An 11,981-nucleotide genomic window follows, 5' to 3' on the forward strand; every position below is an offset into this window, starting at 1 on the left:
CCCTAGCGGCGCCGGTGGTCCATCGGCGCCAGGCGCGGGCCAAACGCCTGCTTGCGTTGCCCGGACAGCCCGATCAGGCGAACCACGCGCTGGCGGTGGCCGGAGAAGGGCGCCAGCAAGTCGAGCATCCCGGCGTCGTCAACCCGGCGGCCGGTGAGTACCTGCCCGACGAAGGCCGCCAAGTGGTAATCGCCCACCGAGACATGGTCCGCGGCACCATGGGTGCGCTGCAGGACCTCGGCGATGCTCCACGGACCCACGCCGGGGAGCGATTCCAGCGCCGCGGCCAGCGTACCGGCACCCATGGCGTTCTCCCGCACGGCACCCAGGTCCATCAACGCCCAACGTTCAAGGGCGCCGGCCGCCGCCGCTGCCCGAAGCGCGGTGGCGGAACGCTTCGAGTCCACGCGCGCTTGGTGCCATTGCCACGGTTGCAGCGAACGAACGGCGGCCGGCGTCGGCGGTAGGCGCATGCCGGACGGGGCCGGGCCCGGAGGCAATCCGCCGACGGCCAGGCAAAGGTAGCGCCAGGCGAAGTTGGCCTCGAGCACCGTGACCTTCTGTTCAAGGATCGCCGGAAGCAGGGCATCGAAGACGCGCCCCGTGGAGGGGAGCCGCAGCCCCGGATTGGATTTCCGGCTGCGGGCCACGGTCGGGTGCAACAGGCCCCTGGTTTCCGGGGAATCGAAGGCGCTCCAGTCGTCGTAGGCGCCCAGCAGGTGCAGGCCGCGCTCCACCGCATGCGCGGCTCCCGGGCCCCAGGCCTTGAGGAAAACCTCCGCGTCGATCCCAGCCGAGCGGGTGGCCTGCAGCGTGACGGGACCGGTCGGGGTGTGAAAGCACAGCCAGGCGCCGGTGTTCCCGACCCGGGTGGCAGGGTCGCCGGCGCCGCGTTGCAGGATGCCCAGGGACTGGCGCAGGGAATACGGGCCGTGCGGCTTCCAGGAAGCCCGGGCGTCGCAGGCCGGCGGCGGGGTCGCGGGGGAATCGGGCATGCTTCCATACTCTCACCGGTGCCGTCCCCTCCAGCGCATGAAGAATCACTACGAACGGCGTCCTGAATGTGACGGGGCGCCGGTAGAGTGAGCGCCATGAAGTATGCGCGCACAGTCCTGGACCTGATCGGGAACACCCCGCTGGTCAAGCTCAATTCGGTCACCGCCGGCGTCGAAGCCACCGTCCTCGTCAAGCTGGAATACCTGAACCCCGGAGGGTCCATCAAGGACCGGATCGCCCTGAAGATGGTGGAAAACGCGGAGGCCGACGGGAAGCTGTTGCCCGGCGGCACCATCGTCGAACCCACCAGCGGCAACACCGGCGTGGGCCTGGCCATGGTCGGCCAGCTCAAGGGCTACAAGACTATCTTCGTCACCCCGGACAAGGTCGGCGAGGAGAAGCGCGACGTGCTGCGCGCCTACGGCGCCGAGGTCGTGGTGACCCCCACCGCGGTGGCCCCCGATTCCCCCGAGTCCTACTACGGCGTCTCGGACCGCCTGGTCCGCGAGATCCCCGGCGCCTACAAGCCGGACCAGTTCTCCAACCCCGCCGCCCCGGACAGCCACTACGAGTCCACCGGCCCGGAAATCTGGAACGACACCGACGGCACGCTGACCCACGTGGTCATCAGCGCCGGCACCGGCGGCACCATCACCGGCACCGGCCGCTACCTCAAGGAGATCTCCGCGGACCGCGCCTCCGGTCCGGTCAGGATCATCGGCGCGGACCCCGACGGTTCGGTCTACTCCGGCGGCACCGGCCGTCCCTACTTCGTCGAGGGCGTCGGCGAAGACATGTGGCCGGGCAACTACGACCCCTCGGTGCCCGACGAGGTCATCGCCGTGACCGACGCCGACGCGTTCGCGATGACCCGCCGCCTGGCCAAGGAGGAGGGCCTGCTGGTCGGCGGCTCCTCCGGCATGGCGGTGGTCGCCGCGCTGCAGGCGGCCAAGGACCTGCCCGCCGACGCCGTCGTCGTGGTGATCCTGCCCGATGGCGGGCGCGGCTACCTGGGCAAGATCTTCAACGACTCCTGGATGCGCTCCTACGGCTTCCTGCGCGACGACACCGCCGACACCGTGGGCCAGCTGCTCTCCGCCAAGCCGAGCGACCTGCCGGACCTGGTCCACACCCACATGAACGAGACGGTCCGCGACGCGGTCGCGATCATGAACGAATACGGCGTCTCGGCCCTGCCGGTGCTCTCCGCCGAACCGCCGGTGCGCATCGGCGAGGTGCGCGGCTACATCGACGAGCGCACGCTGACCGACAAGCTCTTCCGCAACGAGATCGCGCTGACCGACCCGGTCGGCCCGCTGGTCACCGCCGCACTGCCGCTGATCGGCATCCACGAAACCATCGACCGCGCCAAGGAGCAGCTCTCCAAGCACGACGCCCTGCTGGTCACCGACGACGGGGCAGCGGTCGGGGTCATCACCCGCCACGACCTGCTGACCTACCTCACCCACTAAGAAAGTTGGCTCCCTTTCATGACTGAAAACATCCAAGGATTCAACACCCGCGCCGTCCACGCCGGCCAGGCCTTCGAGCCGCGCACCGGGGCCGTGGTCCCGCCGCTGCACTTCTCCTCGACCTACGCCCAGGACGGCATCGGGAACCTGCGCGCCGGCTACGAGTACGGCCGCGGCGGCAACCCCACCCGCGACGCCCTGCAGGAGCAGCTCGCCGCGCTGGAAAACGGCACCCACGCCTACTCGTTCTCCTCCGGCCTGGCCGCCGAGGACTCGCTGATCCGCGCCCTTGCCGCACCCGGGGACCACATCGTGCTGGGCAACGACGCCTACGGCGGAACCTACCGGCTGATCTCCAAGGTGCTCGGCGGCTGGGGCATCGGCAACACCCCGGTGGACATGTCCGACCACGCGGCGCTGAAGGCGGCCATCGCGGCGAACAAGACCAAGCTGGTCTGGGTCGAGACGCCGTCGAACCCGATGATGCGCATCTCCGACATCAAGGCCATCGCCGAGATCACCCACGCCGCAGGCGCCCTGCTGGTGGTCGACAACACCTTCGCCTCCCCGTACCTGCAGCAGCCGCTGGATCTGGGTGCCGACGTGGTGGTGCACTCCACCACCAAGTACATCGGCGGGCACTCCGACGTCGTGGGAGGGGCCATCGTGGTCAAGGACCCGGTGCTGGCCGAGGCCATCGGCTTCATCCAGTTCGCCGTCGGCGCGGTCTCCGGCCCGATGGACGCGTTCCTGACCACCCGTGGGCTGAAGACCCTGGGCGTGCGCATGCGCACCCACTCGGAAAACGCGATGGCCGTGGCACAGTGGCTGGCACAGCGCCCCGAGGTCGAGGCCGTGCACTACCCGGGCCTGGAATCGCACCCGGGGCACGAGCTGGCCAAGGCGCAGATGCGTGACTTCGGCGGCATGGTCTCGGTGCAGTTCACCGGGGGCGAGGACGCGGCGCGCACCGTGGCCGAGTCCACCCGCGTGTTCACCCTGGCCGAGTCCCTGGGCGGCATCGAATCGCTGATGAACTACCCCTCGGAGATGACCCACGCCTCGGTGAAGGGCACCGAGCTGGCCGTGCCGGTGAACCTGCTGCGCCTCTCGGTGGGCATCGAGGATGTGGCGGACCTGATCGCCGACCTCGAGCAGGCCTTCGCTAAGCTATAGGCTCGCGGCAAAACGCAGCGCGCAAGGGCCGTGGACGGGGATTCGATGCCCGTCCACGGCCCTTCGCCGTGGTGCCGTCTCATCGACGCGCGCCTATTCGGGCACGACCTTGCGCGGGGCCACCACCGGGGTGCGGGTCGCGGCGTCGTATTCCATGACCTGTTTTCCGCCGATCCACACGCGCAGGGCCCGGGACATCACGTCCAGCGGGTCCCCGCTCCACAGCACCAGGTCCGCGTCCTTGCCGGTCTCCAGCGAGCCCAGGCGCTCGGCCAGGCCCAGCACCCTCGCCGGGTTGATGGTCACGGCCCGCAGCGCCGTGACCGGGTCCAGGCCCTCCTTCACCGCCAGCGTGCACTGGTGGATCAGGAAGTTGATGGGGACCACCGGGTGGTCGGTGATGATGGAGATCTCGACGCCGGCCTCGGCGAGCCGGCGCGGGTTGGCCAGCGAGCGTCCGCGCAGCTCCACCTTGGACTTGGTGGTGAACAGCGGGCCGATGAGCACCGGCACGTTCCGCTCCGCCACCACGTCGGCGATCACGTGGGCCTCGGTGCCGTGGTCCAGGACCAGCTCGTAGCCGAACTCCGCGGCCAGGCGCAGGGCCGTGGCCACGTCGTCGGCGCGATGGCAGTGCTGGCGCCAGGGAATCTCGCGGCGCAGCACCATGCCCAGGGCCTCGAGCCGCGCATCGCGTCGGGCCGGGTCGTTGGCGGCGAGGTAGTTCTGTGCCTCGATGAACGCCTGGCGGATCACCATCGCGGTGCCCAGCCGGGTGGCGGGGGTCTTGTCCTTGGCCCCGTAGATGCGCTTGGGGTTCTCGCCCAGGGCCGACTTGATGCCGCTGGGGGCCCGCAGCACCATCTCATCGACGTAGCGCCCGTGGGTGTGGATGGCCACGGTCTGCCCGCCGATCGGGTTCCCGGACCCGGGGTTCACGTTCACGGTCGTCACCCCGCCGGACAGGGCGTCGTCGAAGCCCGGGTCGAAGGGGTCGATGGCGTCCAGGGCACGCACCGCGGCCATGTTCGGGTCGGTCATCTCGTTCACGTCGGACCCGGCCTCGTGCTCGCCCTCCGGGTGCATGCCCAGGTGGACGTGTGCGTCGATGAAACCGGGCAGCAGCCACGCACCTTCGGCATCAAAGACCGGTGTGTCCTCCGGGATCGGAAGATCGGCGCCCAGGGCGGTGATCACCGCGTCCTTGACGATGAGCGTGCCGGTGAATTTCTCCCCGGCGATGGGCACGATGAACGCATTGGTGATGGCAAAAGTACTCATGAAGGCACTCTTCCATGAATCGCCGCCCACGGACACAGCCGCAGGCGGGCACGCGTTGGCTCAGCCGGCGTTTTCCCGCTTGCGGCTCTGGCGCTCTGCCTTTCGCTGCGCGCGGGCGGCCTTGGACTGCGGGGCGAAGTGCTTGACCGTGCCCGGGCTGAAGAGCAGGGCCACGCCCACCAGCAGCAGTGCGCCGAAGATGCCCACCCGCACACCGCGGGTCAGCAGCGGGATGCCCACGATGATCCCGCACCAGATCAGCGACATCCGGCCGGCGAGCTTCCCGCGCCAGAGCTGGAAGGTGCAGAATCCGATGACCAGGCCCAGCCCGACCAGCGCGATGCCGGCGCCCCAGAAGCCCGGGGCCTCGTTGCCGGGGCGCGCGGCGGCGTTGAGGAAGAATCCGCCGGCGAACGCGAGGGCGGAAAGGGCGGCGGCGGTCCACCACCAGCGGGCGGCACGCAGCGAGGCCGGGAGCGCGGGCTTCGGGTTTTTCACGCGGCGTCCACGGGATTGTTTTCGGGCTTCTCCATGCACCGCAGGTTACCCGAAGAACGCCGCACGGCGGATTCCGTGGCGCGCCGTGCGAGGTGGCGCACCTCTTATAGGATTTATCCCATGAGCATTTCCCCCGCCATGGACCACCCCGAAGCCGAGCCCGTCGCCGTCGGCACATTGGATGCGGTGTGTGTCGTCCATGCCCTGAAGCCGGACGCCGGGGCTGTGGGCACCACGGCCATCGACAAGCGCCCGATCGACGGTCCGGTCAAGGTGCGCAAGATGGGCCTGTACGCCGACGTGCAGGTGGACCGCGAACACCACGGCGGCCACGACCAGGCGGTCTACGCCTACTCCCAGGCCGAGGCCGAACGCTGGGGCGGGGAACTGGGCAAGGAGATCCCGGCGGGATTGTTCGGGGAGAACCTGCGGGTATCCGGGATCGAGACCAGCGACGCGGTGGTGGGGGAGCGCTGGGCCATCGGCAAGGCGGTGGTCCTGGAGGTCACCAGCCCGCGGATTCCCTGCTCGACCTTCGCCCGGCACCTGGGGGAGGAGAACTGGGTTCGCCGTTTCACCGAACGCGGCGATGTCGGCTGTTTCCTGAAGGTCATCCGGACCGGGAAGATCGCTGCCGGGGATTCGGTCGCCGTGATCTCTCGGCCCGGGCACGGCGTCCGGGTGCGGGACATCTTCGTCGGGCCCACCCCGGAGCATGCCCGGCGGTTGCTGGACCACCAACAAGCCACCGGCCGGGAACTGCCGGCCAAGGTCCTGCGCACGCTGCCGGAGCCCGAAACGGGGCAGTAACCCGGGCACAAAATGTGCCATCGAGGCACATCATAGACCGGTTGTGCGGGCCGTGTGCGCAACCTCACCGGAGCAAAGTCCCCCAAGTTACGTGCGGGACGATAGTATTAGGTGTTCACTGTATCCGGCTTCCCTCGCATTCTGCCCAATTCTTGAGGCAGAAGCTCGTCGTGTGTGAGCCCGCAAAACAATGCGGGTTGTTGCTTTCATAGGGGAGTCGCCGGACCAAAGTGATTGCGTCCGATTGTGCTGCGGAACCTCGTTGATACGGGGTCTATTCCGCCCCTATGAATGAGGTAATTCTCCTTGTCTTCTGACATGCCCGAAAACCAGCCCACCGCCGAAACCAAGACCGAAGAAGATTCGATTCTCTTCACCGACCTGGGCCTCGACGGCCGCGTCCTCGCCGCCGTCTCCGACCTGGGCTACGAAAAGCCCTCCCCGATCCAGGCAGCCACCATCCCGCTGCTGCTCGAAGGCCGCGACGTCGTCGGCGTTGCACAGACCGGCACCGGCAAGACCGCCGCGTTCGCCCTTCCCGCACTGTCGAAGATGGCAGAACTTGCCGACCTCAACGGCACCGCCCGCAAGACCCAGGTCCTGGTCCTTGCACCGACCCGCGAGCTCGCGCTCCAGGTCGCCGAGGCCTTCACCTCCTACGCCAAGCACATGGGCGACTTCACCGTCCTTCCCGTGTACGGCGGATCCGCCTACGGCCCGCAGCTTGCAGGCCTGCGCCGCGGCGCCCAGGTTGTCGTCGGCACCCCGGGCCGCGTCATCGACCACATCAACAAGGGTTCCCTGGACCTGTCGGACCTGCAGTACGTGGTCCTCGATGAGGCCGACGAAATGCTGCGCATGGGCTTCGCCGAAGAGGTCGACAAGATCCTCGAGGCCACCCCGGAAGAGAAGCAGGTCGTGCTGTTCTCGGCCACCATGCCGTCCTCGATCCGCCGCATCTCCAAGCAGTACCTGCGCAACCCGCAGGAGGTCTCGGTCAAGTCGAACACCTCGACCGGCACCAACATCCGCCAGCGCTACGTGCAGGTCATGGGAGCCCACAAGCTCGATGCCATGACCCGCATCCTGGAATCGGAGTCCTCCGAAGGCGTCATCGCCTTCGTGCGGACCAAGATGGCAACCGAGGACCTGGCCGACAAGCTCAAGTCCCGCGGCTTCACCGCCGCCGCCATCAACGGCGACATCCCGCAGCAGCAGCGCGAACGCACCATCGAGAACCTGCGCGACGGCAAGATCGACATCCTGGTCGCCACCGACGTCGCGGCCCGCGGCCTCGACGTTGAGCGCGTGTCCCACGTGATCAACTTCGACATCCCGCACGACACCGAGTCCTACGTGCACCGCATCGGCCGCACCGGCCGTGCCGGCCGCTCGGGCGACGCGATCCTGTTCATGACCCCGCGCGAAAAGTACTTGCTGCGTGCCATCGAGAAGGCCACGCGCCAGTCGGTGGAGCTCATGCACCTGCCCAGCGTCGACGCCGTCAACGACAAGCGCCTGGCCAAGTTCGCCGACCAGATCGGCGAGACCATCTCCTCGCAGGACCTGACGGTCTTCCGCAACCTGGTGGAAAAGTACTCCGCCGAGCACGAGGACATCACCGAGGTCGAGATCGCCGCGGCGCTGGCCCACATGGCACAGGGCGGCCGCCCGCTGCTCATGCAGGAACTCCCGGTTGCCCCGGCCAAGCAGGCACGCCTGGCCAGCGGCGGACGTGACGGCTTCAACTCCCGCGGCCCGTCCCGCGCCCTGACCGAAGGCAACGCCACCTACCGCCTCGCGGTGGGCCGTCGCCAGCGCGTCATGCCCGGCTCCATCGTTGGCGCACTTGCCAACGAAGGCGGCCTGACCTCCGCCCAGATCGGCGGCATCGACATCCGTGCCGACCACACCCTGGTGGAACTGCCGGCAGACCTCTCCTCGGAGCAGCTGCGCTCGCTCTCCCGCACCCGCATCGGCGGCGAGCTGATCCACCTCGAGCTGGACAACGGCCGCAGCCCGAAGTCCGACCGCGAAGGTGGCCGCGAAGGCGGCTACCAGGGTGGCGGACGCGGCGGCTACGGCGGAGGCCGTGGCGGTGGCGGCGGCTACCAGGGTGGCGCACGCAGCGGTGGCGGCGGTGGCTACCGCGGTGGCAACGACCGTCGCACCGAGGGTGGTTCCACCGAAGGCGGCCGTGGCGGCTACGACCGCAACGCCGGTGGCGAGCGCGGCGGATACCGCGGCAACGCCGGTGGCGGAGAGCGCAGCTTCGGCGGCTCCTCGCGCAAGCCCCGCACCGCCGGTGGCACCGGTGGCCCGCGTCGTCGCGACTACTAAGCACTGAATAGACAATGACCCCCGGTGGGGGCGTGATCCTGGAAGCAGGGGCACGCCGCCGCCGGGGGTCTTGTTGTTTACCGCCGGCATCCGCATTGGTTGGTAGGCTCCGGGCATGGACACCCAACCACCGGTCTTCGATGCCGCGGCCAGCACCCGGCCCACCACGCGCCTGGTCCCCGGCTCCGCGGCCGATCTTGCCGCGGAGGTCGAGCTGGTGGGCATCAGGCATTATCCGGGCTACGAGGACTTCGCCGCCTATGCCCGGAACCAGGGCGAGGACCCGGTGCGGCTGGCCCGCGACATGGCGGCACTGTTGCATTTCATCCACGACCACCGGCAGGCACTGGAGCCTGCGGGCCGCTTGCGGCTGGCCGCGGAGATCTTCCTGGGCAACGCCGTGGCCCAGGGTAGGGAGGATGCCGGGTGGCAATCAACGACTCCGGGGCAGATGATGGTCGGCGCGTTCGACCGGTTCTATGATCCGCGGATGATGATCGATGCCGTGGCCCGGGGCGGTGGCCAGGCGGTGGAGCGGGCCGCGGTGCTGCTGGACGAGTGGTTTGCCCAGGTTGTGCCTAAGCTGGCGCCGCTCAATCCGGTTCCGCGCCCCCTCGAGGCCGTGCCCACTCCATACCGGCGCCCGCTTCTGGAGCAAGCCGTCTACCGCGACGAGGGCGGCGTCGTCATCGACTACGGACGCCGCTGGACGGACGGGGAAACCCCGGAAGCCAGCTACGAACGCATCAGCCACCCCGAGCGCTTTGCCGAGCTGGGTCGGATCGTGTTGGCGCTGGCCGCACACCTCGAGGACACCTATGAACTGCGGCGCGAGGATGCGGAACCGGAGGACGGCACGCGCATCACCCTGGTTCCCGCGGACCCCCTGGCCGCAACCATGCGCCTCGAGTCGAGAACCGAAGGGAGGCAACCGACCGTGCGGGTCTTCGCCGGTGTCGCGCACGACTTCGTTCTTCCCGCCTGCGGCTGCGATGCCTGCGACGAAACGCTGCAAAGTGCCGGCGACGAACTGGAGACCCTGGTGCTCGGCGTCGCGGCCGGGGGATTCGCTGAGCGCATATACGACGTCGGCGGCCAGCCTTGGCTCCAATTCCGGCTGGTCTCGCCCGACGGGAGCTCAACCCGTGGCGGGGAAGGTGTCGCCGGACCGGACGTGGACCTTGACGCGGCCAGAAGCATGCTGGAAAAGGTGCCCGGTGGCTGGCACCCGTGGCCATTGCGGGCACTGCCGTGAAGGGTGCTGCCACCGGCTGCCCCGTGACCCGAAAAGCCCCGGTGATTTAGGTCACCGGAACCTGTCGCCAATCGGTGTCTGACCTGCCCCTTCCGGCCACTTTTGTGTGGTCGGTCACAAAGTGGCATCCCGATTTCACAGCGCAGAAAATTGCTGGTAGAGTTCTTACTCGTTGCCCCCCTAGCTCAGTGGTAGAGCGCGTTCTTGGTAAGAACGAGGTCACCGGATCGATTCCGGTGGGGGGCTCTGAATGGAATGGCCCGCGTCTTAGTCGGCTCGAAAGAGAATCGGACGCGGACGCGGGTTTTACCATTCGTGGCGGCTTAGCTCAGCTGGTTAGAGCGCACGACTCATAATCGTGAGGTCCCGGGATCGAGTCCCGGAGCCGCTACAGATTGATCCCCGTCTTCCTGGTGAAGGCGGGGATTTTTTGTGCGCCCGCAATGCGCCGCTGGAAACCGGCCGGGGGGGTGCATCCAGTCTGTCGCGAAGGACGAGCGACGCTTGACCTTCGGGGCGGACGAAACCAGACTTAAAGGACATCAATCCTCGGCGAGGAGATAGGCCATGGGGATTCGGAAGCGCCCGCTGGACCGCTACTACGTCCAGCCATTTGGCCTCGAGCGCCAGGCGTGGCCGCTCACGGCCAAGGAAGCTGCGCGCCTGCTTGGGTGCGTCGCCGCGACCTGCATTGTGGTCTCCCTGGTTGCAGCCAAAATGCTGGCCTTTCTGCGTCCTGACTCGGCCGCCGCCGTGTTCGTGCCGTTCTTCACGTTTGTGCTGCTGCTGATTCCCGCGCTCCATGTGGTGCACAGGATCTTGCGGCCCACCGATGCCGAGATCGCCAGACGCTGGGAATTCATGATGGCCCATCCGGACGACTACCCCGATGTGTCGCACCCGTCGCCATAGCCCGGAGGGGGGCGGTAAGTGCTTGGGGCACTCGCCCTTTCGCCTGGGCCGGTAGCCGGTTTGGTGCGTGGGCGGGTCGGCGACGAGCTGGGATGCCAAGCCGCGTCGCAAAACAAGCCCGGGCCCGGACCTGTCGGAAACAGCGTCCCGCCGTGAATCGGCTGGGAAAAGCGCGTGGCCGGGCCGTGACGGGCTGTGGGAACACCGCGATGCCATAGGGTGGTGCGGTGATTCCACTTGCAAATTTGCAGGCAACGCTTGCCGCAGCACTCGTTCGGCCCAGCACCGCCAGTTTTCTGCCGGACTGGCTGAATCCCGATGTCTTCCTTCGCGATCCAGCGCTCGGCCCCTGGGTGATCCTGCTCATCTGCGGCATCGTGTTTGCCGAGACCGGGCTGCTGGTCGGATTCTTCCTGCCCGGCGACTCCATGCTCTTCACCGCAGGGCTGCTGGTCGCCACGGGGACCTTGGATGTCAACCTGCCGATGTTTGCGGCCCTCATATTTGTTTCGGCCTTTGTCGGGGACCAGACCGGCTACCTCATTGGACGCAAGGCCGGGCCGCCGATCTTCAACAAGCCCGATTCACGCCTCTTTCGCCAGGAATACGTGGAGAAGGCACACGCGTTCTTCGAACGGTTCGGTGGACGGGCCGTGGTGCTGGCACGCTTTGTGCCCATCGTCAGGACTTTCGTTCCCGTCATCGCTGGCGTCGCGCGCATGAGCTACCGGGTCTTTGTCCTGTACAACTTGCTCGGTGCCCTGCTGTGGGGTGTCGGAGTGACATTGCTGGGATTCTGGCTGGGCCAGTATGAATGGGTCGGGGAGAACATCGACCTGATCTTCATCGTCATTGTGCTCTTGTCGGTCATTCCGATCGGCGTTGAAATGATCATGGCCGGCCGACGCAAGAGGGCCGCCGGATAGGAAGCGGCTAGGGATTCGCCATGGGGCCGAATCCGCGGCGGGGCGGGAGCTGTCTTCGATTTCGTTGCCCTCCCGGCCGTGGAGCAGGCAGCGCAAGGCGGAGCAGGGGGCGTCGCCCGGTCCGTGGCCGGGCCGGCGCAGGACCGGCGAAAGTGTGGCATTGGTCATGTGGGCGGTTTTCGATGTGCATTTTGCATCGGTTATTGGGTAGAGTATTTTCTCGTTGCCCCCCTAGCTCAGTGGTAGAGCGCGTTCTTGGTAAGAACGAGGTCACCGGATCGATTCCGGTGGGGGGCTCGGAAAAAGAAACCGCGG

Annotated in this window: 10 protein-coding genes and 3 tRNA genes; 10 read left to right on the forward strand and 3 right to left on the reverse strand. The window is 67.7% G+C overall.

The window, feature by feature from the left end; genetic code table 11:
• Positions 1-2: 2 nt before the first annotated feature.
• Positions 3-995: a DNA-3-methyladenine glycosylase family protein gene (locus ACIPVK_RS04385; RefSeq protein WP_407610762.1), complete on the reverse strand. Its 993-nt coding sequence runs from the start codon at positions 993-995 to the stop codon at positions 3-5.
• A 96-nt stretch (positions 996-1,091) separates the two neighbouring features.
• Between ACIPVK_RS04385 and ACIPVK_RS04390 the strand changes: the two genes are divergently transcribed.
• Positions 1,092-2,468, forward strand: a complete 1,377-nt coding sequence (locus tag ACIPVK_RS04390) for a cystathionine beta-synthase (RefSeq protein WP_407610763.1) — start codon at positions 1,092-1,094, stop codon at positions 2,466-2,468.
• Between the two features lie 18 nt (positions 2,469-2,486).
• Entirely contained in the window at positions 2,487-3,644 is a 1,158-nt protein-coding gene (locus tag ACIPVK_RS04395; RefSeq protein ID WP_407610764.1) for a cystathionine gamma-synthase, read from the forward strand.
• A gap of 93 nt (positions 3,645-3,737) precedes the next feature.
• Here the strand turns inward: ACIPVK_RS04395 and ACIPVK_RS04400 are convergent, their stop codons facing one another.
• Both ACIPVK_RS04400 and ACIPVK_RS04405 read right to left on the reverse strand, forming a co-directional pair.
• On the reverse strand, positions 3,738-4,925 hold the full coding sequence (locus ACIPVK_RS04400) for an amidohydrolase (protein WP_407610765.1): 1,188 nt from the start codon (positions 4,923-4,925) through the stop codon (positions 3,738-3,740).
• A gap of 60 nt (positions 4,926-4,985) precedes the next feature.
• Positions 4,986-5,423, reverse strand: a complete 438-nt coding sequence (locus ACIPVK_RS04405; protein ID WP_407610766.1) for a hypothetical protein — start codon at positions 5,421-5,423, stop codon at positions 4,986-4,988.
• A 120-nt stretch (positions 5,424-5,543) separates the two neighbouring features.
• Between ACIPVK_RS04405 and ACIPVK_RS04410 the strand changes: the two genes are divergently transcribed.
• The 8 genes from ACIPVK_RS04410 (at position 5,544) to ACIPVK_RS04445 (ending at position 11,963) form a co-directional block, all read left to right on the forward strand.
• On the forward strand, positions 5,544-6,233 hold the full coding sequence (locus ACIPVK_RS04410; RefSeq protein ID WP_407610767.1) for an MOSC domain-containing protein: 690 nt from the start codon (positions 5,544-5,546) through the stop codon (positions 6,231-6,233).
• A gap of 318 nt (positions 6,234-6,551) precedes the next feature.
• Positions 6,552-8,573 carry a DEAD/DEAH box helicase gene (locus ACIPVK_RS04415; protein ID WP_407610823.1) on the forward strand — a complete coding sequence of 674 codons (2,022 nt, stop codon included), beginning with the start codon at positions 6,552-6,554 and terminating at the stop codon, positions 8,571-8,573.
• 115 nt (positions 8,574-8,688) lie between these two features.
• A complete protein-coding gene (locus tag ACIPVK_RS04420) occupies positions 8,689-9,828 on the forward strand; it encodes a DUF6226 family protein (RefSeq protein WP_407610768.1) in 1,140 nt (379 codons plus the stop codon).
• Between the two features lie 174 nt (positions 9,829-10,002).
• Positions 10,003-10,074, forward strand: a tRNA-Thr gene (locus ACIPVK_RS04425).
• A 71-nt stretch (positions 10,075-10,145) separates the two neighbouring features.
• Positions 10,146-10,219, forward strand: a tRNA-Met gene (locus ACIPVK_RS04430).
• Between the two features lie 176 nt (positions 10,220-10,395).
• A complete protein-coding gene (locus ACIPVK_RS04435) occupies positions 10,396-10,740 on the forward strand; it encodes a hypothetical protein (protein WP_407610769.1) in 345 nt (114 codons plus the stop codon).
• A 230-nt stretch (positions 10,741-10,970) separates the two neighbouring features.
• The gene (locus ACIPVK_RS04440) at positions 10,971-11,666 is read left to right on the forward strand and encodes a VTT domain-containing protein (RefSeq protein WP_407610824.1); all 696 of its coding nucleotides are present in this window, start codon (positions 10,971-10,973) and stop codon (positions 11,664-11,666) included.
• Between the two features lie 225 nt (positions 11,667-11,891).
• Positions 11,892-11,963: transfer RNA gene (locus ACIPVK_RS04445), tRNA-Thr, on the forward strand.
• Positions 11,964-11,981 lie beyond the last annotated feature (18 nt).

Origin of the sequence: Paeniglutamicibacter sp. MACA_103 (assembly GCF_045798555.1) — a bacterium.
GTDB lineage: Bacteria > Actinomycetota > Actinomycetes > Actinomycetales > Micrococcaceae > Paeniglutamicibacter.

Bases quoted from the DNA above. Each gene is read 5' to 3' on its own strand.
- ACIPVK_RS04385 (WP_407610762.1), bottom strand. From the start codon at position 995: ATGCCCGATTCCCCCGCGACCCCGCCGCCGGCCTGCGACGCCCGGGCT.
- ACIPVK_RS04390 (WP_407610763.1), top strand. From the start codon at position 1,092: ATGAAGTATGCGCGCACAGTCCTGGACCTGATCGGGAACACCCCGCTG.
- ACIPVK_RS04395 (WP_407610764.1), top strand. From the start codon at position 2,487: ATGACTGAAAACATCCAAGGATTCAACACCCGCGCCGTCCACGCCGGC.
- ACIPVK_RS04400 (WP_407610765.1), bottom strand. From the start codon at position 4,925: ATGAGTACTTTTGCCATCACCAATGCGTTCATCGTGCCCATCGCCGGG.
- ACIPVK_RS04410 (WP_407610767.1), top strand. From the start codon at position 5,544: ATGAGCATTTCCCCCGCCATGGACCACCCCGAAGCCGAGCCCGTCGCC.
- ACIPVK_RS04415 (WP_407610823.1), top strand. From the start codon at position 6,552: ATGCCCGAAAACCAGCCCACCGCCGAAACCAAGACCGAAGAAGATTCG.
- ACIPVK_RS04420 (WP_407610768.1), top strand. From the start codon at position 8,689: ATGGACACCCAACCACCGGTCTTCGATGCCGCGGCCAGCACCCGGCCC.
- ACIPVK_RS04435 (WP_407610769.1), top strand. From the start codon at position 10,396: ATGGGGATTCGGAAGCGCCCGCTGGACCGCTACTACGTCCAGCCATTT.